We start from the raw sequence: 21,683 nt of genomic DNA, 5'->3' as shown, positions 1-21,683 counted from the left end.
ATAGCGGCGGTGAGGGTGGTTTTACCGTGGTCAACGTGGCCGATGGTGCCAATGTTGCAGTGCGGCTTGCTTCTGTCAAAATGTTCTTTTGCCATGATTTTATCTCCAATTGGTTAAGAGCCCAGATCGGGAGTCGGACCCGAGACCTCTTCCTTACCAAGGAAGTGCTCTACCACTGAGCTACCTGGGCTTAAGCCCTATGGTACGGGCAGTACCATAGGGCTGCTGTTGCGTGGGCCGTCGTGGTTTCGAACCACGGTAGACGTAAGTCAACGGATTTACAGTCCGTCCCCTTTAACCACTCGGGCAACGACCCATTTGTTTCGAGCCAAAGATAGGAATCGAACCTACGACCGGCTGATTACAAATCAGCTGCTCTACCAGCTGAGCTACTTTGGCAAGACCCCAACACCCCTGAGGATATTGAAGTGAGCCAAATTTAATAAGATTTGATGGGTTTTGTCAATAAAAATCAAGCACTTAGCGAAAAATTTTTTGCTTTTTTGAACCTTTCCCAAATATTTGAGTCAACATAACAATGAACAAAGTGTTGATAGATTGTGAATAGACGAATAAGTGAACAAAAGTGCAGTTCTTTTTGATGAAATCCCGCTATCTTGTTATATTTTAGTTCATGGAACAAAAAACATATGTCCACACCTCCCATATCGAGGTCCGCTACGCGGAAACCGACGCCATGGGCGTAGTCCACCACGCCTCCTACCCCATTTGGTTCGAGCAGGCCCGCATCGACTTCTTCAAGTCCATCGGCGCGCCCTATACCGAAATCGAGAAGGAAGGGTTCGAGAGTCCTGTACTGGAATTGGTTGTCCGCTACCGAAAGTCGTGCAAGTTCGGCGACACCGTGGACATTGAATCAGCCATCACCCGGGTTAACAAGCTAAAATGGAGATTCCAGTACCGTCTCCTCGTTAAGGGCGAGCTGTGCGCCACGGCAACCACCCTGCACGCCTTTACCAAAGATGGCGTGCCGACCAACGAAAAACCGGAATGCTTCAAGAAGGTGGAACCGATGCTGTTCCCCGTCATTTCTAAAGATTGATATATTTTGTCCATGGAAACCTGCTCTTTCAAACATACAGCACACATTGAAGTCCGCTACGCCGAGACCGACCAAATGGGAATCGTCCACCACTCCGTATACGCGGTGTGGTTCGAACAGGCCCGCACCGAATACTTCCGCGAGGCGGGTGCGAGCTACGCCGACATGGAAGCCGAAGGCTTCGCGAGCCCGGTACTTGAACTGAACGTACAATTCAAGGCGCCCACGCACTATGGGGAATTCGTGGATATCGAGACCACCATGATCCGCGTAGACAAGTTGCGCATCCGCTTCGAATACAGGGCGACCGTGAACGGGAAACTCTGCACCATGGGAAGCACGCTGCACTGTATGCTCAAAAACGGCAGGCCCACACGCGAGCTGCCCGCGAGTTTCGCCAAGTTCGAATTCAAGGAAACCGAGGAATAGCCTGCCCCATGGACCAGCCGCTCGCTGAAAGACTGCGCCCGCAGAACCTGGACGAATTTTTAGGCCAGAACAAGATTCTGGGCGAACAGAGTCTGCTCCGCAAGAGCCTCGAGAACGACTCCGTGCCGAGCATGATCTTTTGGGGGCCTCCGGGTTGCGGCAAAACGAGCCTCGCGCACGTAATTAAGCAAAAAACGAAAAAACGTTTCATCTCGCTCTCGGCAGTGTCGAGCGGAGTGAAGGAAGTGAAGGAAGTCCTTGCCGAAGCCCGCAAAATGAAGGGCGCGTTCATGGACACCATCCTGTTCATTGACGAAATCCACCGCTTCAACAAAGGCCAGCAGGACGCGCTGTTGGGTGCCGTCGAGGACGGCACGGTGACGCTCATAGGCGCCACCACCGAGAACCCAGGCTTCGAAGTGAACGGCGCCCTCCTGAGTCGCTGTCAGCTTATTTTGTTCGCACCGCTAAGCAAGGACGACCTACGCACGCTGATTTTTAGCGCCCTCAAAGAACATCCGCGAGGTTTGCAACTGACCGACGTAGAAATCGAAGATGCTGTTGTAGACAAACTAATCGCACAGTCCGAAGGCGACGCCCGCTTTTTGCTGAACCAGTTGGAATGGATTGGCAAGAGCCTTGGAGACCGTAAAAAGATTGATGAAAAATTGCTGGAAGAATTCCAGTACAAAAAGCCGCTGCGTTACGACAAGAACGGCGAAGAACACTACAACCTGATCTCGGCGTTGCACAAGTCGGTGCGGGGTTCTGACCCGGACGCCGCCGTATACTGGCTGCACCGCATGCTGCAAGGCGGCGAAGACCCACGATTTATTTTGCGCAGGCTCATGCGCATGGCCATGGAAGACGTGGGCCTGGCGGACCCGAACGCAATCCTGCTTGCCAATGCCGCCCGCGAAGCATTCGACTTTATGGGAATCCCCGAAGGCTTAATCGGGCTCGACGAGGTCGCTATATACCTCTCGCTTGCCCCCAAGAGCAATTCCGTGGAACTCGCCGGAATGAAGGCGGACAAGATTATCCGCGACACAGGCACGCTCCCCGTGCCGCGAGCCTTCCGCAATTCCGTGACCCGCGTAGGCAAGCAGCTGGGCTACGGCGTTGATTACCAGTACGACCACGACAGCCCCGGCGCCTACTCCGCCCAGGAGCATTTGCCAAAGCAACTGGAAGGCACCGTGATTTATGAGCCCAAGCCCTACGGCAAAGAAAAAGCCATGGGCGAAAAGCTCGCCCTCTTAAAGCAAGCCAAAAAAGAGAAGAACGGGGAAAACTGACCTCGTCCTAGAACTGTTCCAAAAGCCTGATGCGTTCGGGCGTGTCGGGGTGTGTCAAAAAGATGGAATTGATTTTTGCAACCAGGCCGGAATACAGGTCGCTACGCACCTCATCCTCGTCGCCTTCCTCGGCTGGGTGGATAATGTAGAGCTGAGCCACATCACCGCGGGACACATACCCAAGGCCCGGCATGGCAGAAATCTTCCGCAGGGCGGAAGCCAGCGCCGTCGGGTTGGCGCAGAGCTCGGCGCCACCGGCATCGGCCACGTACTCGCGGCTACGCGATATGGCAAGGCGCGTCAAGGTGCTGAACAAATAGCCAATCGAAACGACAATCAACGCAAATATCAAGACCAGGATGAGGAAGGCGAGCCCCCCTCCCCTTCTGCGGTGATACCGGGGGGCTGTCGCCGAGTCAAAAATGTCCCCGATAGTGTGCAGAATGGCGGATTGGATGGAGGCAAATATTCCTACAAAAACAATGCACACCACCATAAGGCGGGTATCCCTGTTCTTGATGTGGGCCAGCTCGTGACCCACGACAGCGCTCAGTTCCTCATCATTTAGTTCGTCTATAATACCGGTCGTGAGGGTGATGGTAAACGAGTTGATGTCAATGCCGCTCGCAAAGGCGTTGAGGCAACCATCCTTCACGATGTTGATCTTGGGCATCTCGATGTCGCCCGCAATGCAGAGATTCTCGACAATGTTGTAAACACGAACATTCTCCTTGCGCTCAAGCGGGCGGGCATGCGTCGCATGGCGGATAATGGCGGTGTTTGCAAAATAGGCGATAATGAACCAGGTGCCCACAATCCCGACTGTGTAGGGGAATGCCCTCTTGAACACGTCAAAGACAATGTCCCAGTGCATGTTGCCATAACCCACGTTACCAGAAAAAAAACCGAAGTATTCCAAAAAACAAATGACAAAGAAGACCATCCCGAGGATGATCACCGGGAACATCAAAAGCAGGAGAACAGTATTCCTATTGTTCCTGTCAATTTGCGTTTGGATACCGACGTACTTCATATAAAAGGGCCTTCGGCCTAGTTACAAGTTACTAGTTATGAGTTACTAGAGTTCCCTATCACAAGACAATTCTTATTTCAAACTATTCTAGCAACTAGCCCCTTGGGCGAAACTTCAAACTATTAACTCAGAAATGTACCTCGGGGGCCTTGTTCAACGATTCACGGCTCTCGGTTGCCTCGTACATGGCGGCACGCTTGAAACCAAACATCCCGGCGATGATATTCGAAGGGAACACTTCGCAGGCATTGTTCAATTCACGCGTCGAGGAGTTGAAGAAACGGCGAGCGGCAGAGAGCTTATTCTCGATGTCGGCGAGCTCCGTTTGCAACTGGAGGAAGTTCGTGTTCGCCTTGAGCTCGGGGTAGGCTTCCAGAGCCACCTTGAGTCCGGAGAGGAGCCCCGTAAGGGACTTGTCGGCAGCGACCTTCTCGTCGATGGTTCGAGCGCTCATGGCAGCGGCGCGAGCCTCGGTCACCTTAGCAAGCGTCTCGCTTTCGTGGGCGGCGTAACCCTTGACCGTCGACACCAGCTGCGGCACAAGATCATAGCGCTGCTTGAGCTGCACATCAATGTTGGCAAAGGCGTTCTCGCGGTTGTTGCGGAACTTGACCAAGCTGTTGTACATGGAAGCGACCCAGGCGAGCAACAGCACGACGACGATGATAACGACAACGGAAACGGTCATAGAGGCTCCTTTAGGTTATACAGTTATATGTAAAAAGATAGTCTAGCGTTTGCCTTCGCGCTTGTAGCGCTCAATGCATTCGGCATAAAAATCAAATGTCTGCTTGGCGATTGACTTCCAGCTGAACACGTCCACGGCGCGCTTACGGCTGACCTCGCCCATCTTTTTGGCAAGATTCGCGTTCTCGAGCACCTTATTGAGCTTGTTCGCGAAATCGGTCTGGAACGCCTTGGGGTCCGCCGGTTCAAAGTCCGTCTCGGACTTCGCCTTGAGCGGCACCAAAAAGCCGGTCTCGCCGTCCACGATAATCTCGGGAATGCCACCCACAGCACTCCCCACCACGGGAGTCCCGCAGCTCATGGCCTCGAGATTAATGATACCGAACGGTTCATAGAGCGAAGGTGTCGCAAAGACGGTCGCATGGCTGTAGAGCACGCGCAGTTGCTCGTGCGGCACCGGTTCCTGAATCCAAACAACACCGTCTCGGACCTTTTGGACCTCTTCGATAAGGGACTTGCATTCGTCGGCGAGTTCCTGCGTATCGGGAGCGCCCGCACACAAAACCACCTGTGCGTTCTTATCGATTTGCGGGATGGCCTGGATAAGCTGGCTAATGCCCTTTTGACGGGTAATGCGACCCACGAACAGCACGTAGGGACGTTTGGGGTCCACGCCCCACTTACGCACAATCTCTTCGTCAAACGTGGGGGCGTAAAAACCGGGGTCGATACCGTTGTAAATGACCTTCACGCGGTCCTCGGGCACGCCGTAAAGCTTCATTACATCGCGCTTCATGCCCTGGCTCACCGCAATAACACCGTCGGCTGCCTCGTAAGCGGTGCGCTCGATCCAGCAGCTCATGGCGTAGCCGCCGTCGCCCAGCTGTTCCGCCTTCCACGGGCGGTGCGGTTCCAGCGAATGCGTGGTGAGGATGAGCGGGCACTGCAAAAGGCGGCTCGCAAGCACTCCGCCAAAATGGCTGTACCATGTATGGCAATGGATGACATCAATATCCTTGAGGGTCGCAGCCCACTGTAGGTTGATATCGAGCGGTTTGAAAATCTTGTGGAATCGGTCGTCAGCCGGGTTAAGCCCCAGCTTACGTGTAAAACCGATGGCGCGAACATTGTCTGCGTCCACGTCCTGGTCACCAAAGCAACGGGCTTCGACATGGCAAAGCTTGCTCAGCTCCTGGGTAAGAAACTTGACATGGATACCGGCACCGCCATAAATTTCTGGCGGAAATTCATTAGTGAGAATGGCAGCGTTCATAGTACTTTATAAAATAGAAAAGTCCCGCCGAAGCGGGGCTTTTCGGTTTGTTGGAGTGTGGAAATTCTTAGAAGTTCTTGCACTGGGTTTTCCAGTTGCCCTGCTTACCAATGATGTTGCCATCAATGTACTTGCCGCTCGTGCCGACAAAGTCAGCCTTGCGCCATTCCTCGCCACCGAGGTGCCAGCGCATCCAGGCAACCGTCGCAGCCATGCCGTCCCAGGAACCGGAACCGTGACCATAGCCACCTTCACTGTTGTTCTTCGGACCGCCAGTCATTTCGATAAGGCAGGCAGGAGCGCGCACGCCCGGATTGTTGTAGTCATTCCTAGCGTTGTCCTTTTCCATGCCGACTTCGCCATAGAGAATTGCGATGGAGCGGTCAGTTGCGACCTTGTTCGCACCGGCGCCATTCCAGTCGCCGCTGTTGTTGAGGAACGCGGTAAGCACGCGTCTGTCCTTAATCACCATCTGTTCGGATTCGAGACCGCCCATGGAGTGGCCGGAAGCGCCCACCTTGGTCATGTCGAGTTTATTGTACAACGGATCGTTCGGATCTTTGTTCTTGCTTTCAAGCCAATCAAGGGCTGGCTTGCCCTGGCTGGCATCACCCGGAGATTGAGGAATAGCAACCACTACAAAACCGTGAGAGGCCAAGCGCTTGATGATTCCACCATAGTCCTTGGGGTCAGAGCCGCCACCGGGGCCCCACATCACGACAGCATGCTTCTGGGTCTCGGACAGCTGTTTCGGATAAGCAAGGATCTTGCACAAGTTCCTGTGCTTGTCATTATCCCAAATACAGGGTTCGATATTTTCGGTATATACGATTTGCATCTGGTCCTTTTCTTCTTCCTTGCCCTCGGCGAGGAAGATTCCGGCGGGCTTCACTTCTTCGCTGGAAGAAGAAACAACCACTTCACTGGAACTGGAAGCGGGCTGTTCAGCAACCGCGCTAGAAACCGGGGCAACATCGGCACTGGAGGCAGGATTTGCATCTGCGCTAGATGCAGGATTAAGAACGTCAGCACTGCTGGTCGGATTCACATCAACACCCGGTTCGACAACTTCGCCACCACCGATAATATCGGTAGAGCTGCTGGACACGAGAGTCGGATCGACGACATCACCACCCACCAAGGAGGGGTCAGCCATACCCGAAGAGCTAAGCGCGGCAAGCGGATCGTTCGGGTCTGTAACAGCCGGAGAGTTCGGATCAGTGGGAAGTTGCCCACCCGGTGCTGTACCAGGCTGCACAATTTCAGGATTGTTAACGTCACCCACGGCATTTGAGAGAGCGTCAGCAGCATCATCACCGCAGTTCATGAATGTCAAGGCGCTAGCCAAGACCAAGTACTTAAACACTCTGGATTTCATTTGTTCTCCTTGGTTGCCCCCAACCGTTTGTACATAAAATACCTTGATAAACCGGCGTAAACTAATGTTTGTACTTAATTTCCGTGGACAAAAAATCCACGAACAAGCCCTTCTTTGCGTAAAAAACAAAACCTCAAATAAACACTAGGGGCTTGGTTGGGGGGGGCAACAATAAAGTACATCTAAAACTAGGCGAAACGAACAATTACGTATAAAATAATTTGGATAAATAATCCAACGCCTTTGGATAATTTATCCAAGGGCTATCGATTTAGAGCGAAACAGACACTTAACGCGGAGCGTAGATGCGCGACATGAACTCGGCGCGAGTCTTCTCGTCGGTCTTGAACCTGCCCAAAAGCTGGGTCGTGACCATCGTCGCTCCGGGCTTCTTGACACCGCGCATGGTCATGCACATGTGGGATGCCTCGAGCACCACCGCGACTCCCTTCGGGTTCAGTTCCTTCTGGATGAGTTCGGCAATCTGGCGCGTCATGCGTTCCTGGATTTGCGGAAAGCGCGCATAGAATTCAACGACGCGCGGAATCTTGGAAAGGCCCACCACGCAGTCGCCCGGAATGTAGGCCACGTGCGCCTTGCCCGTAAACGGCAGAAAATGGTGTTCGCACATGCTCGCGAACTCGATGTCCGGCACGATGATCATCTCGTCGTACTTCTCGTGGAAACGCGTCTTGAGGATATCCTCGGCACGCATCTCGCCCGAAAGGCCGGTCATGAGCTCGGCATACATCTTCGCGACACGCTTCGGCGTATCGAGCAAGCCTTCGCGGTTCGGATTCTCGCCCATGCCGGTGAGAATCATCCGGAAGCCGTCTTCCATCATCTTCAAGTTCATGCGGGCAAAGATAGAAAAATTACCGGATATCAACCCTCACCAAGGCGCTAGCACCCTTGGCAATATATATACCGTGCGGAATGTTTTCGAGCGACATGCCGTTTATCGCAGTGCGGACAAGCGTTCCATTCAGGTTGAACAGCCTGATTTCGCCCGCAGATTCCAGACGGTTGCCCACGCGGACAATCCCGGAGGTCACTCGCGCCAAGCCCTTACCCAAATGGGCGCCGGTCGCGATTCCCGTCGTTTCGCCGCCCGTCTTGAAGTTTTCCACATGCGTGATGCCGCTGTTCACGTAGTCGCCGAGTCCGTAGGCGCTGCGCATAATCTTCAGCACGTCCATGTCGAACACAGAGCCGTCCGGTTCCGACTGCCTGCGAATAATCGTCATGTTGTTTTCGCCCTCGTGGCCCGTATCCCAGGCAATAGGCACCACCTTGTTCTGTTTCGCAAGCTTCATCACGGCATCGTAATAGGCAAGGCGACCCTTGCGGTGCTTCGCGTAGTTGTCGCCTGTCAGCACGCCCACGCGGTCGTTCGCACCGAACTCGCCGATAATCACGGGCACGCCCTTGTCCACAAAGTTCGTCTTCATCTTGCCGAACTGTTCCTGAATCTGCGCGCTGGTGCACTTGTCGCCCATGGCGCCCGCCCAGGCGTTGTAACCGCAATTGTGCACGATGTCTGCACCAGTCGCGAGGTCGTCGCCCCAGTAGTATTGCGGATAAACTTGCGCGCCCCAGTCAACAATATCGTTCAAGAGTGTGTAGGTGTACGGGTCGTAAAAATGCACCTCGACCATCAGGCGGTTTTCAATCACGTCCTTCGGGAGTTTCGAAACCGGCATCACCTCGGTCGTGCGGTCGATACTTGTGGAGGGCCCCTGGATTACAAGAGTACGGCTCGCATTGTTGCCGCCCGTTGCGCGCACGGCATCCACGAATGTCTGATGGTATACCATCAGGATTTCCGTCTCGTGCCTGTAATTGTCGTCGGTAGTCGCGGGCTCGTTCGCGCTCGCAAAGAGCAGGTTCTCGTCGTAGTCCTTGAAGCGCGTCGCAATCTGCATCCAGTAGCCCTTCTGCTTCGCGTTCACTTCGTTCTTTTTTTCGTCCTTCAGGTTCTCTTCAAGCCAGCCGCCATCCCAGTGGATGTTCAGGACCGTCACGAGGCCTGCGCGCATGCACATGTCTACGACCGTCTGCACCGAATCCATCCAGCTTTCGTTAATGACGCCGTTACTCGCGTGGCTGTCCCAGGCGCAGGGAATGCGTATGGTGCTGAACCCCGCCGCCTTTACCGAATCGATGTAGGCCTCTGTCGGGAACTTGTTGCCCCAACCCGTCGGGTTGCCTGGAACTTCCATCGTGTTGCCGATGTTTATCCCGAAGCCCATCTTGTTGAACATTTCGCCCGCAGTCGGGAGCGTTTCGGCATTCGCGAGCACAGCAAGCGACGCCACGGAGAAGGAAGCGGCCACCGCCGCAGTCCTGAGTCTGCTTTTAAGCATAACATCCCTTTAAGGCGTCAAGACGCCTTCACTTCAAACAACACTTGAAATATATATGGATTTACGGCCCGCAGGCACCTATCCGGATGTATTCCCCGTTGACAAAATGTCAATCTTGTACACAAATAATGTATTTTGGAATCATGACAACGCCAAAGAACATTCCCGACCCGATGGCAGTACACCCGATTGCGGGCTACAACAAGGAAATCTACGTGAAGCCGACGCTCAAGAACCCAAACATAGTCGTGGGCGACTTCACCTACATTGCCGACAGCGAGTTCGAAAGCCACGTGACTCACCTATACCCGTGGAACAACGACAAGCTGATTATCGGCAAGTTCTGCCAGATTGCTGCGGGAGTGGAGTTCGTGATGAACGGGGCAAACCACCAGATGAACGCGGTCTCGACTTTCCCGTTCTACACGCTCACAGGCTGGGACATGAAGGCGCCCGCACCAGCGGACATGCCGCTAAAAGGCGACACAATTATCGGGAACGACGTGTGGATTGGCCAGAACGTAACGATACTCCCCGGAGTACATATCGGCGACGGTGCGATTATCGGCGCAAGCAGCGTCGTTGGCAGCAATGTGGAGCCCTACACGATTGTCGCAGGAAACCCGGTGCAATTTATACGCAAGCGTTTCGACGAAGAACTCACAAACCTGATGCTCGAATGGCGCTGGTGGGACAAACCCATCGAAGAAATAAACTCGCTTATTCCGGTACTCACGAGCAGCGACTTGACAGAAGTCAAGAAGAAAGTTAAGGAAATGCTCGGGAAATAACCCAGCAAAAATTACACGAACACGACTTCGTTGCCGGTGCGTTCGGTGACGTTACGGTTCGGGAGCCCGCTCTCGGTATCGGCGTAGCCTACAGCGACGGAGGCGTACACGCGTTCGTCATCGCGCAAGCCAAAGCCACGCAGGTATTCAAGGAGCGTCGGGTCTTCGTTCAGCCACTTGAGTTGGTTGATGTAGCAACTACCTAAATCAAGTTCGTTCGCGGCAAGCATCATGTTCTCCACAGCGCAGGCCACGTCGGCCATGTTGTTGCCGTATTCCTTCTTGTTTGCAACCACGATAAGCACGGGCGCCGTATAGCAGAAGGAGTAGTTGCCCTTCTGCGACAGGCGAATGGAATTCTGCAGGCTCTTGTACAGGTCTTCACGGAGTTCCATCTTCGCGAACGCGGCCTGCACCAGTTCCTTGAGTTTTGCAATCACAGAAGCATCCGAAATCACGAAGAAGTGATTGCTCTGAGCGTTGCCGCCGGTAGGGCCGAACTGCCCCGCCTCGACAATCTGCTTCAACTTCTCGAGTTCGACAGGCTGTGCCTTGAACTTGCGGGTACTGCGACGCGTGCGAATTGCTTCCAATGTATTCATCATTTATCCAACGGCAGCACGAGGATACGCGAGTTCCGCTTCTGGTTGTAGTGGTCGCGCTTGCTCTTGGGCAAATCCTCGACCGTACCATCCTCGAATCCGAAGTGGTAGAACCAGTCGAGCGCCTGCGTCGTGAGCAAGAAGAGCTTCTTGTAGCCCTTCATGCGGCCGACAGAAATGAGGTGACGCACGATGGCATCGCCGATGCCCGACTTGCGGTAGTTCGCGCCCACCGCAATGCCGGCGACTTCAGCCATGCCGTCCTCAAATTCATGCAACGCACCGCAACCGTGAATGCTGTTGTCTATAGAGTACACCACATAGTCGTGGAGTTTTTCCGAAATGCTCTCTTGCGTACGGGGCACCAGGTAGCCCTTGGCAATGTAATCTTGCATGACCCGCAAAATATCGGGGATGTCCTCGATGTTCGCCGGCCGGATGCTGGAATACTGGTTAGCGTACACCATGGTGCCGTCACCGCGAGCGCTAAACACTTCCTGAAGCACACTGCCCTGGAATTCGCCGCTCAGCAAATGCACACGGTTCGCTCCCGCCTCGCAAGCATGAATGGCATTCAGCAGGTAATCCATTTGCGCAAAATTCAACACGTCGGAATTGAGTTCCAACAATTCCTTCGCCTGGTCCACGTCCATGGCCGAAATCACGCCGCTCTCGGTGGGTTCCAAGTACCGAGTATTCTTGCCCGTCACAAGTCCCTTGAGCTTGATACCGTTCTCATTACCGATAAAGAACAGCTTGCCGACCTGCAAATACTTGCAAAGTTCTGTCGCGAGTTCGGTAGAGCTGATGTTGTAGGCGTGACCCAGCTTGTTCCAACCAATGGGCGGGATGATGGGTACGAACTTTTCACTCATCAGCTGTTCGAGAATGTCCCTCTGGATCCTCTCGATCTTACCTGTCCTCATAAAGTCGACGCCGTTGATAACGCCGAGGCTCCGCGCCAGCACCCAGTTGCCCTGGATACCGCTGAGGCCGCTTGCCGTGAGGTGACTCATAATGCGCTGGGCAACACCCAAGGACGCCTGCTCAATAAGGGGCAGGGCATCTTCGCTCGTAAGCCGGACTCCATTATGGAACTTGGACTCAATTTCCCAAGCATTCAACTGCGCATCAATGCTGTTTCGTGTCCCCGGCACAATAATGATGCGAATACCGGCTTTATGCAAAAGCGCGATATCCCGCATGAGCACGGGGAACAACGGATGGTCCATGAGGCCGTCGTCAATCTTCAAAATAAAGAGCTGGCCCTTGAACCTGTCCATATAGCCGAACACTTCCCGGATGAATCCGGCAACTTCGAAGTGCTGGGAATAGAAATCGGACGCAGTGTTTGTCATGGTCATAAACATAAAAAAACACGGCCCCGTCAAGGGCCGCGTCCACAAATTTTAGCCTTTTCAGGCCTGCAATTTCGCGTTACTTCTTCGCAGCGGGCTTCTTTGCACCCTTCGCGGCAGGCTTTTTGGCATCCTTGGCAGGCTCGGCCGGCTTCTCGGCAGCAGGTTCCGCAGCAGGAGCGGCATCCTTGGCCTCGACCTTCGCGGGTTCTGCAGCCTTGGCCGTATCTGCAGGAGCAGCCGGCACCACGGCGGCGCTATCGACCACCGGATTCTCGGCATAGACCTTCAGAAGCTCCACCTCGAACACCAGGAGAGAATTGGCCGGGATCATCGGCGGCACACCCGCCTCGCCATAGGCGAGGGCGCTCGGAATCCAAGCCTTGACCTTTTGACCTTCCTGCATCACCTGGAGCAAGTCCTGCCAGCCCTCGATCACGGCGCTCACTGGGAACTCCAACGGTTCGCCGCGCTTCACGCTATTGTCAAATTCTGTACCGTCGAGGAGCGCCCCAATGTAATGGACCTTGACCTTGTCACCCGACTTGGGGCTAATGCCCTTGGCTTCCTTGAGCACCTTGTACTGCACGCCCTTCGGGGTAGTCTTCACCATGGAATCCTGGATGTTCTTGGCCAGGAACTGGGCCTGCTCTTCAAGAGCCTTCTTGGCCTTGGCAGCCTCGTCGGATTCCTTCTTCTTTTGCATCTGCAGCAAAAGATCCTGCAAGGCGGCTTCCGAAGCCGTGTCCGTCATAAGCGGGGTGCGCCCGGAGTCGACCTCATCATGGATGGCAGCAAAGAGCACGTCCATGTCGAGAGGGACGTTAATGTTCGCAATGGCCTTGCCAAGGTCCATGCCCAGGGCATAGCTGTAGCGGTTCACCTGACTGTCCAGCGAAATCTTCTTCTCTTCTTTTACGGGGGCGGGGGCCGGAACCGGGGCCGTCGCCGGCTCGGGGTTCTTGCTCCCCCCACAGGCGACAAAAAAGCCACAAAGGGCGGCTACGGTGGCAAAACGCGTCAAATTCATAATCATTCCCTCAAAATAAGGTTTTTCATCATTTTATATGTCACAAGATAGAAAAATCGGATGGGGGGAACACTCCGTGAACACTTTTTGCTTTTGAAGTTTAGGTCCGTTTACAAACAAAAAGGAAGACGGGATTCAAAGTAAACTTGCGAAAACAAGCCAAAAACGCAAAAAATGTCCAAAATTTCAGCTAAATCCTTGTCTGTGAGTCACTTCACACGTTTTTGGAATGTGACAAAGCCCTCTTTTATTCCTTACAAAAGTTACTATTTTTATACACAGAAGGAAAAAATAGGTAAACCATGAGTAACCAATTCAAACATATATTTGAGTCCGCCAACGCGAACAAGAAGCTGTTTGACGCGTCGGTGCTTAGTGTTAGGGAAGCTTTGGACAACGCAATCTCCAAGACCATGGCAGAATCTTCCGCCCCGGTCATGAAGGTCTCCCCCAGGGTCTACAGCACAGGCTGGCTCAAGGGCTCGTTCTCCTATCCGTGGGTTGTCGTCTGCATCATCGTGCCGGCCATCCTCGAAGTCATCGTTTAATCATAAAGTTTTTATAACAATGCAAACGCTCCCGCAAGGGAGTTTTTTTATTTCTATCTTTGGGGCATTATTGGCCCCCAAGGCCCATTGGAGACATTATGGCAGCACTCATCCTGGACGGCAAGGCCCTTGCCAAGACCACCGAAGAAGAACTCAGTGCCCGCGTGGCCAAGCTCAAAGAAAAGACCGGCAAGACCCCGATTCTCGCGACCATCCTCGTGGGCGACGACCCGGCTAGCGCCACCTACGTAAAAATGAAGGGCAACGCCTGCGCCCGCGTGGGCATGGAGAGCATTCGCGTGGTAATGGACAAGAATATCACGACCGAAGAACTGCTGAACAAGATCCAGGAACTGAACGACAACCCCAGCGTGCACGGCATCCTGCTGCAGCACCCGGTCCCACGCCACATTGACGAACGCGCCGCCTTCGAGGCGATTGACGCCCGCAAGGACGTGGACGGGGTAACCTGCCTCGGCTTTGGACGCATGGCGATGGGCGAACCCGCATACGGTTGCGCGACTCCCGCTGGCATCATGCGCCTTTTGAAGGCATACAACATCCCGCTCGCGGGCAAGCACGCCGTGGTGGTAGGCCGCAGCGCCATTCTGGGCAAGCCCATGGCGCTCATGCTCTTGAACGCGAACTGCACCGTGACCATTTGCCACAGCAAGACCGAGAACCTCCCTGAATTCGTAAAGCAGGCCGACATCCTCGTGGGTGCCGTAGGCAAACCCGAGTTCATCAAAAAGAACTGGATCAAGCCAGGCGCGGTCGTGGTCGACGCCGGCTACCATCCTGGCGGTGTGGGCGACATCGAGAAGGGCCTCGACGACGTGGCCAGCGCATATACCCCGGTCCCGGGCGGCGTGGGCCCCATGACCATCAACACGCTCATCTACCAGAGTGTGGAAAGCGGCGAAAAGTACTTGGGATAAATCTTCCCTATCGTCATGCTGAGGCATCGCCGAAGCATCCAGGACACTAGTCCTTTTTCATGCATTGTAAACGAAAATGCAGGTCTGGATTCCTCGCCCTCATCAGGGCACGGAATGACGAGGATGCGGGCTAGCGTCTGGTGCGTTCCAGTTCAACGGCATCAGCTTCGGCAGAATTGGGCGAGAGCATGTTCTTCATGGTTTGGCCGACGAATTCGGCGCCAACGCCTATGAGCGTTCCCGTCAGGGAGTCGTTCGAGAACTGACGACTGTCCATGGAAGCGCGGGCATCGGTGAGGGCGGCATTCTTGGAAGCTTGGGAACCGTCCGTGTAGACCATCGGCTTGGCACTCGTATCGAGCCTCACCGTGTGCTCCACAGGGGTCTTCGTTTGCACCAGCTGGGCAAAAGCCGAAGCGGCTAAAAGAAGGCAGAGAGCCATGAACGTTTTCATGTCGCCAAATATAGAATTTCTATCTTTGTTTCCGTGATTCAAATCCAAAACGTATCCAAATCCTTTGGCGAGCAAGTCCTTTTGGACGGGGCGAGTTTCCTTGTAGGCGACCACGAACGCGTGGGACTCGTAGGCCGTAACGGCTGCGGCAAGTCGACGCTCTTTAAAATGATCCTGGGCCAGGAGTGCATTGACGGCGGAAGCATCGACATTCCCAAAAACTACACCATTGGATACCTGCAGCAGCACATCCACTTCAAGCACGAGACCGTTCACGAAGAAGCCTGTAGCGTCTTGAAGACAAACGAAGATGGTTGGATTGAGGAGCACAAGGTCGAGGCGATTTTGTTCGGTCTGGGCTTTGATGAAGAAAGCATGCATAAAAGTCCGATGCTCCTCTCGGGCGGTTTCCAAATCCGCTTGAACCTGGCAAAGGTGTTGGCTTCGGAACCGGACATGCTCCTCCTAGACGAGCCTACCAACTATCTGGACATCGTCTCGATGAGATGGCTCTCACGTTTTTTGCGCAGCTGGAAGGGCGAAGTGCTGCTCATCACCCACGACCACCACTTTATGGACGAGGTGTGTACGCATACCGTGGGCATCCACCGCCACAAGGCGCGCAAGGTGAAGGGCTCCGTCGAAAAACTCCGCGAGACCATCGCCGAAGAAGAGGAAGTCGCCCAGCGTACCCAGGAGAACGAGCAACGCAAAAAGGAGCAGCTCGAAAAAGTTATTGAACGGTTCCGCTACAAGGCCGCCAAGGCCGCCATGGTGCAATCCAAAATCAAGGCAGCGGCAAAGCTCGCCAACGGCGAACGGCTCACCCACGAACGCAACCTGGACTTCAGCTTTACCGGGGCCACGTTCCCGGGCAAGCGCATGCTGCAAATCAAGGGACTCCACTTTGCCTATGATGACGGCCCCGAACTCATTACCAATCTCGAGATGGAAGTTTTCAAGGGCGACCGTATTGCGGTCATCGGCCCCAACGGCCGCGGCAAAACGACTCTCCTCAACTTGATTGCCAAGGAGCTCTCGCCCACCGCGGGCGAAATCAGCCATAACCCGAATTTGCAGATAAACTATTTTGGGCAAACCAACATCAACCGTCTGAACCTCGACAACACCGTCGAAGAAGAAATCGCGACGGCCATTACCGAAGTCTCGCAAAAGAGCCGCGCACGCGGACTCGCCGGCCTTATGATGTTCAGTGGCGACGCCGCGCTCAAGAAAGTGAAAGTTTTAAGCGGTGGCGAGCGGAGCCGCGTGCTCCTCGGCAAAATCCTGGCGACGCCCTGCAACATGCTGTTGCTTGACGAACCTACGAACCACCTCGACATGGAATCCATCGAAAGCCTGATCGACGCCCTCGAAGATTACGAAGGCACCGCCATGGTCGTGACCCACGACGAGGAACTGCTGCACGCCTTCGCGAACCGCCTCGTAGTTTTTGACGGCGGCAAGTGCCGCGTGTTCGAAGGCAGCTACGCCGACTTCCTCGAAAAAGTCGGCTGGGCCAGCGAAAAAAAGCCGGGCGGAAGCGAATCGACAAACATCAAGGTCTCAAATATCGACGTGACGGACGACAGCAAGGGTTCCACCGCAACGTCAGCCCCACGCGGCAAAGAGGACCGAAAAGCCCGCGCCGACTACATCGCCGAACGCTCCAAGGTCATCAAGCCGATTGAAAAGGAAATTGCCCGCCTCGAAGCGGAAATCGCCAAGGCCGAGGCTCTGGGCGGTGAACTCGAAGCAAAGCTCGTCGCCGCCTCCGAAGCCGCCGACGGCAACGCCATTACGACGATCGCCAAGGACTTGGACGACAACAAGAAACAGGTAGACGAACTTTACGCCGCGTGGGAGCGCAAAAGCGCCGAACTCGAGGCCGCCAAGGACAAATTCCCTATATAGACCGGGCTCTCCGTACGTCGTGTTTCATGACTATGGATTTTCGAGTCCTCTCGCCTTCAATGACACGTTAAAACGTGTCGCCTACGGCTGACACGATATAAGCGGCTTATTTACGGCGTTTGATGCCGAGAGTATAAGTCTCGTCCTTGTCCAAGATTGTTCCTGTGTCATTCACAATCTTGTAGCTCAACTTCGAGATATAAGCGCCCGTCCCCACCAAACGTCCATTTTCGCTACGGGCATTCCACTCCAAAAACACGTTACCTGGATTGTCGCGGCAGTTTTTTGGCAAGCTCGGATCCAAGTTGAACACCGTCGAATCGTTACAAGCCACCACACCGCTCGCACTGTTGATATACTGGCCCAAATTGGAGAAATAGCTGACTTCCCACTTGATGCGGACGGTCGAAAGCATTTCATCCGAAAGCACGAGTTCGTTCAATTCATAACGAATCAAGTGGCCAGGTAATCCATCACGCGACATGGCATCCTTGATGGATCCCCCCATGGGGACAGCTACGGGCTTAATGCCTTCTTTGTAAGTCCATTCCGGCAACGTATCGGCTACCAAGGTCACAAGACCCGGCACCTCGATTTCGGCTCTCGGTTCTCCAGTCATGCGCACCCATGCATTGTTGTCATGCGCGGGATTTCCGCTCAGGTCAAACAAACCACCAGGCACTAGGCGAACACTATCGCCTACCGTGGGCATCACACCTCCCTCCGGGGCATAGAACAGCAATTCCACCTGTGCCTTGTTCTTCTTCTGCATCACCTTAGATACAGTCGCATTGGCAGAAACCTCGGAACCCATGCGCCATACCTTGAATTCAAATAAAGAACGCACATCCTCGTTATTGTACTTGAAGCCTTCGCTCAGCGTGAGCGTCAACTTGCTGTACTCATCGGATTGCGGAATAATCATCGCCTTCTCAAGAACCGGCCCGACTTTGTCCAAAATTGTCGTCTTCATTTCTAGGGGAACAACATCCCCAGACTCTTCGTCCACATGTGTATAGTGGTAGCGGAATGTTCCATTATACACATCGTTCTCTTTTCCAGTAAACACCCTGTTCAAAAGCGAATCCGCCACAAAGACCATCACCGAATCTTCTTGAATCAGACCTACAATTTGTTCCCTCGACGAAATCATGTGGCTCGTGCTGTCGCCAAACATCCAGTCCAGCGTATCGGGAACATCGGTATCGAATTTTTCGTTAAAGGGCACGCATAGGCTGTCGGGAACACCGTCGCCATCGCGGTCAAACATCATGCCGTTATTCGCATAGGGAACCGGCGGCTTGGCCAAGTTGATGTTGGACCAAGTCAAGGTGTCACTGACAGCCGTGCCGCGAATCGAAAACGAGCCATTAACCACATCGGCAATCCCCATCACATAGAAATCCGCAAATCCCGTCCCATCGGTTTCTATGCTGGTGACCTGTTCGTTGTTGCTGTTAAAGAATATCAAGGAATCCGAAGTCACCAAATCAAGCGAAACAATGTTCATGTCCCTGATGGAATCCAGGTAGAGCAATGTAAGACGGACAGGGTACGTCACAAAAGCGAACTCGCCCAGGGAATCGGTGCGATTGCGCAAAATCTTTCCTTCCATGTCGCGTAGCGTTTCGTCCCCCGGACCCACGAATGCTATTTCGGACATGGGATATTCGGGGACCGAGAAGTATACTTCGCTGTACTGCGTGGGGTCTGCCGCCAAAGCGAATCGCAGCATGTAGTTGCCCGAGGGCAAGCTACGGGAACGGACTATCGCGCTGGTGTCAATCACAAAACCGGCCATATTCTCGTTAATGAGAATGCCTCCATAATTTAGTCCCGGGTTCAGTAGCTTTCCTTCCTGCGGCAAGAAGCCAGCCCCATCGTACAAGGTGAATACGGACTGGGCAAGCGTCGTATCAATCTTTGTCGTACTCGAGACGTCGCAACTGATGGATTCGTCTATGAGCAGCTGCAAAATATTGTATTCAATTTTGCCATCGGCGTGCGGAACTTCCCTCGGCAAGTACGTCTTTTGCGTTTGCAGGTTGATGGATGTACGCATTTTGAAGTTGGACCCCGTCGCATTGCGTTCCGAGAAAAAGATATGGAACGGGTACTCCTTGCCCTCGACCAGGTTCATGGTATCCAGGTCGACAGCCCCCTCGATAGGGCTATGGCAACCGCCAATGTCCACCACAAGGCGGTTGTCGATAAACACCCACACGTCGTCATCGCCGCGGAATTCAAAATATTGACCACGTACGTACTTGAACTGTGCCGAAATCTTCATCGAGAAACTGTAGTTGTGGTTGCAGCCGCTTACCGCCCAGTCGAACTTCGGGTTCTTTATCGTCTTCGCCGAATCCAGGTATTCCAAATCGTCAATGGGGTAGAATCCAGGATTCACAGGGTCGTTGCAATCGCCAGCCTCGGTAATGTCGGCAAGCCAAAAGCCCTCGGCGTCAAGAGTCAGGTCAATATCGCGACAAACCGCATTGGTATACTCAGTGCCATCGGGACCGGTCGCCACCACCTCAGGGACAAACCATTTCTCAATTTCATGACCCGCCGAGCAAATCCCCCACGGAAACTCCAACGATTCCACACGAACAGGGTTTCCATCGACAAGCGTACTTTTCACCATTCCCAGCGCCTGGCCGCCGCAAGTCTTCACTTCCTTGAGCGTTCCCGTGGAATCCATGTAGGTAATGGTCGTGTAGTCGTTGCCGTTGTAGATGCCGCCAAAGTCCACGTCGATATTGTCGGGGTGCGATTCACCCGCCCAATCCAGCACCAGAGCCGATATCTTCATGGTCGGGCAAATTCCCAAACGGTTCGGGTAATTAAAGTCGTAAGTCGGGGCACTATTTGAAACCGGGTACGGATACACCCAAACTGTATCGAAAATTGCCATCACCTCGTTCAAGTCAATCAAGGAATCTACAAGCTCGCCCTCTTCCACAGTCCCCTTGCCACCGTATTGTTCCATGCCAAAGGTCTGCTTAAAGTAAACGTTCCAGTCGTCGGTATGTTTGTAATACGTGCCTTGGTACCAACCGCAAGTGTCGGGAGAAATCGGCCCCATCTTTACCGTATCGCCAGCCACCAAAAGCGAAGGCGACATGTTGTCCCACGGGGAGAGCAGGCGAACCGTCTTGGGTTCGAGAGGCGCGTATTCCAGTTCGTAACGTCCATTACTGTAGGTGAACATCCAGGCTTCGTACACGCCCGCCGGGAAAAACTGCGATGCCAGCGGGAGTTCGCCGTCGTTAAAGTACTTGACCTGCGGCCACTCGTTTTGACGGCGATAGATGTTGAACGCGGCCATGCTCGAGCTCCAGTTGGGCGAAGCCACTGTCGCCGCGTCAAAATCGTACTGGAACCAGTACTTGTATGTCGCATCGTATTCCATCGCCGTCGGCTGGTTCAAAATATTGTTGCCAACCGAGATGTATATCAGGGAATCCTTGAAAGTGGAATTGTTCCGCCACGGGTGGTAAATGTGCAGCGTGTAGGTCGAGTCAAAACATGTCCCGAGTTCGCCCATGTTAAACGACAGCTCGGCGCCCTCCGTAGTCCCGTCAATGTAGATGGTGTCTTGCAAGCCAAGGGCGGCAGAAATGTCGACATCCTCTTTGCCTGGCCAAATCATGTATGGCGCCTTATAACGGATAAAGTGGGCTGTCCCTAGTACATTGTTCTGGAGCATGGACGGCGTAATCGCCCCATAGAACCAACCGCACTTGGACGGATCGTCAAACGCAAAACGCATCAGGATCGAATCGTTGCCAAAAACCATTTGCGGCAGCGAACGGTTGCCCCACGGACTCTTGAACCACACCAGCTTCGAGCCCGGTGCCACATAAGACTTGGTGTATGTCTTGGTCGCCGTATTGGTATAAAGCCAAAGTTCGGTATCGTTGCCGAACAATTCGCCCATCTTGATTTCCCCCGCTTCTTTCCAAGCGGTACCGTTATTGTTGTTGTAGTTCTGGTCGTCGGTATTGGGGTAGATGCCAATGTTGAAGTTCATCCAGTCCTGGAAATCGGCAAGCGTTTTGTCCCAAGTGTAGGTGTACCAGCCATCGCCATCGTATGTCGTGATTGTCGTTGAAGAAGCTCCGTAGACCGGGTTGTAGCCACCACCGGCCGAACCCAGAATGTGCAAAAAATACCCCTCCTTGGAAGGGTCGTCACGCCATGGCGATTGGATATGGATCGTCAGGGTCGCTTGGGCAAGTATGGACAAAAATAAAACGCAGAATACTCCTAAACAACGGCGTTTCATATCCAAAGCTCCTTATAACACAAACACTCTGTATAAAACTATCTCGAAAAAAAAGAAATAGCAGTGTTTAGAGGATTTTGGAAGGATTTTTCGTTGAGTCTGGCTCTACAAATTAGTGTAAACAATATTGAAATCAATATAAAAAAAGCCCCCCACGAGGTTTACCTCATGGGGGGCGTGAATCCAGCGGCGCCCTACTCTCCCGGGCCCGGAGGCCAGGTACCATCGGCGAA

The 21,683-nt window shown here is 53.7% G+C and carries 19 protein-coding genes and 3 tRNA genes; 7 read left to right on the top strand and 15 right to left on the bottom strand.

Annotated features, from left to right (window positions below; translation table 11 throughout):
* The 4 genes from BUB55_RS12510 to BUB55_RS12495 form a co-directional block, all read right to left on the bottom strand.
* On the bottom strand, nt 1-95 hold a 95-nt coding region (locus BUB55_RS12510; protein ID WP_139258098.1), incomplete at its 3' end, for a GTP-binding protein.
* Between the two features lie 23 nt (nt 96-118).
* A tRNA-Thr gene (locus BUB55_RS12505) sits at nt 119-190 on the bottom strand.
* Between the two features lie 43 nt (nt 191-233).
* A tRNA-Tyr gene (locus BUB55_RS12500) sits at nt 234-316 on the bottom strand.
* Between the two features lie 10 nt (nt 317-326).
* Nucleotides 327-399 (bottom strand) — tRNA-Thr (locus tag BUB55_RS12495).
* A 235-nt stretch (nt 400-634) separates the two neighbouring features.
* On the opposite strand from BUB55_RS12495, the gene BUB55_RS12490 reads away from it, so the two are divergent.
* From BUB55_RS12490 to BUB55_RS12480, 3 genes are read left to right on the top strand one after another with little or no spacing between them, the layout of a single operon-like run.
* The gene (locus tag BUB55_RS12490; protein ID WP_073191979.1) at nt 635-1,063 is read left to right on the top strand and encodes an acyl-CoA thioesterase; all 429 of its coding nucleotides are present in this window, start codon (nt 635-637) and stop codon (nt 1,061-1,063) included.
* 12 nt (nt 1,064-1,075) lie between these two features.
* Nucleotides 1,076-1,492 carry an acyl-CoA thioesterase gene (locus tag BUB55_RS12485; protein ID WP_073191978.1) on the top strand — a complete coding sequence of 139 codons (417 nt, stop codon included), beginning with the start codon at nt 1,076-1,078 and terminating at the stop codon, nt 1,490-1,492.
* 8 nt (nt 1,493-1,500) lie between these two features.
* On the top strand, nt 1,501-2,790 hold the full coding sequence (locus BUB55_RS12480) for a replication-associated recombination protein A (protein WP_073191977.1): 1,290 nt from the start codon (nt 1,501-1,503) through the stop codon (nt 2,788-2,790).
* 7 nt (nt 2,791-2,797) lie between these two features.
* Here BUB55_RS12480 and BUB55_RS12475 read toward each other — a convergent pair whose 3' ends face one another.
* The 6 genes from BUB55_RS12475 to BUB55_RS12450 all read right to left on the bottom strand — a co-directional run bounded on the left by BUB55_RS12475 (nt 2,798) and on the right by BUB55_RS12450 (nt 9,527).
* Complete coding sequence (locus BUB55_RS12475; RefSeq protein ID WP_073191975.1) at nt 2,798-3,823, bottom strand: M48 family metallopeptidase; 1,026 nt, start codon at nt 3,821-3,823, stop codon at nt 2,798-2,800.
* A gap of 127 nt (nt 3,824-3,950) precedes the next feature.
* Nucleotides 3,951-4,511 (bottom strand): LemA family protein, encoded by a 561-nt coding sequence (locus tag BUB55_RS12470; protein WP_073191973.1) that lies wholly within the window; start codon nt 4,509-4,511, stop codon nt 3,951-3,953.
* Between the two features lie 42 nt (nt 4,512-4,553).
* The gene (gene glgA, locus BUB55_RS12465) at nt 4,554-5,783 is read right to left on the bottom strand and encodes a glycogen synthase (protein WP_073191971.1); all 1,230 of its coding nucleotides are present in this window, start codon (nt 5,781-5,783) and stop codon (nt 4,554-4,556) included.
* Between the two features lie 67 nt (nt 5,784-5,850).
* On the bottom strand, nt 5,851-7,161 hold the full coding sequence (locus BUB55_RS12460) for a poly(ethylene terephthalate) hydrolase family protein (protein ID WP_073191969.1): 1,311 nt from the start codon (nt 7,159-7,161) through the stop codon (nt 5,851-5,853).
* A 289-nt stretch (nt 7,162-7,450) separates the two neighbouring features.
* On the bottom strand, nt 7,451-8,017 hold the full coding sequence (gene folE / locus BUB55_RS12455; RefSeq protein WP_073116020.1) for a GTP cyclohydrolase I FolE: 567 nt from the start codon (nt 8,015-8,017) through the stop codon (nt 7,451-7,453).
* Nucleotides 8,018-8,036: 19 nt separating this feature from the next.
* Nucleotides 8,037-9,527 carry a glycoside hydrolase family 5 protein gene (locus BUB55_RS12450; RefSeq protein ID WP_073191967.1) on the bottom strand — a complete coding sequence of 497 codons (1,491 nt, stop codon included), beginning with the start codon at nt 9,525-9,527 and terminating at the stop codon, nt 8,037-8,039.
* 143 nt (nt 9,528-9,670) lie between these two features.
* Here BUB55_RS12450 and BUB55_RS12445 point away from each other — a divergent pair, with 143 nt between their 5' ends.
* Nucleotides 9,671-10,318: a CatB-related O-acetyltransferase gene (locus tag BUB55_RS12445; protein ID WP_083597018.1), complete on the top strand. Its 648-nt coding sequence runs from the start codon at nt 9,671-9,673 to the stop codon at nt 10,316-10,318.
* Between the two features lie 11 nt (nt 10,319-10,329).
* Here the strand turns inward: BUB55_RS12445 and BUB55_RS12440 are convergent, their stop codons facing one another.
* From BUB55_RS12440 to BUB55_RS12430, 3 genes are all read right to left on the bottom strand, one after another.
* Nucleotides 10,330-10,920, bottom strand: a complete 591-nt coding sequence (locus BUB55_RS12440) for a nitroreductase (protein WP_073191981.1) — start codon at nt 10,918-10,920, stop codon at nt 10,330-10,332.
* Entirely contained in the window at nt 10,920-12,284 is a 1,365-nt protein-coding gene (gene argA / locus BUB55_RS12435; RefSeq protein WP_234971934.1) for an amino-acid N-acetyltransferase, read from the bottom strand. The genes BUB55_RS12440 and argA overlap by 1 nt, the downstream gene beginning before the upstream one ends.
* Nucleotides 12,285-12,357: 73 nt before the next feature.
* Nucleotides 12,358-13,314 carry an FKBP-type peptidyl-prolyl cis-trans isomerase gene (locus BUB55_RS12430; protein ID WP_073191965.1) on the bottom strand — a complete coding sequence of 319 codons (957 nt, stop codon included), beginning with the start codon at nt 13,312-13,314 and terminating at the stop codon, nt 12,358-12,360.
* A 296-nt stretch (nt 13,315-13,610) separates the two neighbouring features.
* Here BUB55_RS12430 and BUB55_RS12425 point away from each other — a divergent pair, with 296 nt between their 5' ends.
* Together BUB55_RS12425 and folD are read left to right on the top strand one after the other, a co-directional pair.
* Nucleotides 13,611-13,856, top strand: coding sequence for a hypothetical protein (locus BUB55_RS12425; protein ID WP_073191963.1), 246 nt, complete (start codon nt 13,611-13,613; stop codon nt 13,854-13,856).
* A gap of 98 nt (nt 13,857-13,954) precedes the next feature.
* Nucleotides 13,955-14,794: a bifunctional methylenetetrahydrofolate dehydrogenase/methenyltetrahydrofolate cyclohydrolase FolD gene (gene folD / locus BUB55_RS12420; RefSeq protein ID WP_073191961.1), complete on the top strand. Its 840-nt coding sequence runs from the start codon at nt 13,955-13,957 to the stop codon at nt 14,792-14,794.
* 130 nt (nt 14,795-14,924) lie between these two features.
* Here folD and BUB55_RS12415 read toward each other — a convergent pair whose 3' ends face one another.
* Entirely contained in the window at nt 14,925-15,248 is a 324-nt protein-coding gene (locus BUB55_RS12415) for a hypothetical protein (RefSeq protein WP_073191959.1), read from the bottom strand.
* 33 nt (nt 15,249-15,281) lie between these two features.
* On the opposite strand from BUB55_RS12415, the gene BUB55_RS12410 reads away from it, so the two are divergent.
* Nucleotides 15,282-17,162, top strand: coding sequence for an ABC-F family ATP-binding cassette domain-containing protein (locus BUB55_RS12410; protein ID WP_073191957.1), 1,881 nt, complete (start codon nt 15,282-15,284; stop codon nt 17,160-17,162).
* 106 nt (nt 17,163-17,268) lie between these two features.
* Here BUB55_RS12410 and BUB55_RS12405 read toward each other — a convergent pair whose 3' ends face one another.
* Nucleotides 17,269-21,330: a fibro-slime domain-containing protein gene (locus BUB55_RS12405; protein WP_234971933.1), complete on the bottom strand. Its 4,062-nt coding sequence runs from the start codon at nt 21,328-21,330 to the stop codon at nt 17,269-17,271.
* Between the last annotated feature and the right edge of the window lie 353 nt (nt 21,331-21,683).

The organism is Fibrobacter sp. UWP2, from assembly GCF_900141705.1.
Taxonomy (GTDB): domain Bacteria; phylum Fibrobacterota; class Fibrobacteria; order Fibrobacterales; family Fibrobacteraceae; genus Fibrobacter.
This window is presented reverse-complemented; position numbering and strand designations above follow the sequence as displayed.

Bases quoted from the DNA above. Each gene is read 5' to 3' on its own strand.
- BUB55_RS12490 (WP_073191979.1), top strand. From the start codon at position 635: ATGGAACAAAAAACATATGTCCACACCTCCCATATCGAGGTCCGCTAC.
- BUB55_RS12485 (WP_073191978.1), top strand. From the start codon at position 1,076: ATGGAAACCTGCTCTTTCAAACATACAGCACACATTGAAGTCCGCTAC.
- BUB55_RS12480 (WP_073191977.1), top strand. From the start codon at position 1,501: ATGGACCAGCCGCTCGCTGAAAGACTGCGCCCGCAGAACCTGGACGAA.
- BUB55_RS12475 (WP_073191975.1), bottom strand. From the start codon at position 3,823: ATGAAGTACGTCGGTATCCAAACGCAAATTGACAGGAACAATAGGAAT.
- BUB55_RS12470 (WP_073191973.1), bottom strand. From the start codon at position 4,511: ATGACCGTTTCCGTTGTCGTTATCATCGTCGTCGTGCTGTTGCTCGCC.
- glgA (WP_073191971.1), bottom strand. From the start codon at position 5,783: ATGAACGCTGCCATTCTCACTAATGAATTTCCGCCAGAAATTTATGGC.
- BUB55_RS12460 (WP_073191969.1), bottom strand. From the start codon at position 7,161: ATGAAATCCAGAGTGTTTAAGTACTTGGTCTTGGCTAGCGCCTTGACA.
- folE (WP_073116020.1), bottom strand. From the start codon at position 8,017: ATGAACTTGAAGATGATGGAAGACGGCTTCCGGATGATTCTCACCGGC.
- BUB55_RS12450 (WP_073191967.1), bottom strand. From the start codon at position 9,527: ATGCTTAAAAGCAGACTCAGGACTGCGGCGGTGGCCGCTTCCTTCTCC.
- BUB55_RS12445 (WP_083597018.1), top strand. From the start codon at position 9,671: ATGACAACGCCAAAGAACATTCCCGACCCGATGGCAGTACACCCGATT.
- BUB55_RS12440 (WP_073191981.1), bottom strand. From the start codon at position 10,920: ATGAATACATTGGAAGCAATTCGCACGCGTCGCAGTACCCGCAAGTTC.
- argA (WP_234971934.1), bottom strand. From the start codon at position 12,284: ATGACCATGACAAACACTGCGTCCGATTTCTATTCCCAGCACTTCGAA.
- BUB55_RS12430 (WP_073191965.1), bottom strand. From the start codon at position 13,314: ATGATTATGAATTTGACGCGTTTTGCCACCGTAGCCGCCCTTTGTGGC.
- BUB55_RS12425 (WP_073191963.1), top strand. From the start codon at position 13,611: ATGAGTAACCAATTCAAACATATATTTGAGTCCGCCAACGCGAACAAG.
- folD (WP_073191961.1), top strand. From the start codon at position 13,955: ATGGCAGCACTCATCCTGGACGGCAAGGCCCTTGCCAAGACCACCGAA.
- BUB55_RS12415 (WP_073191959.1), bottom strand. From the start codon at position 15,248: ATGAAAACGTTCATGGCTCTCTGCCTTCTTTTAGCCGCTTCGGCTTTT.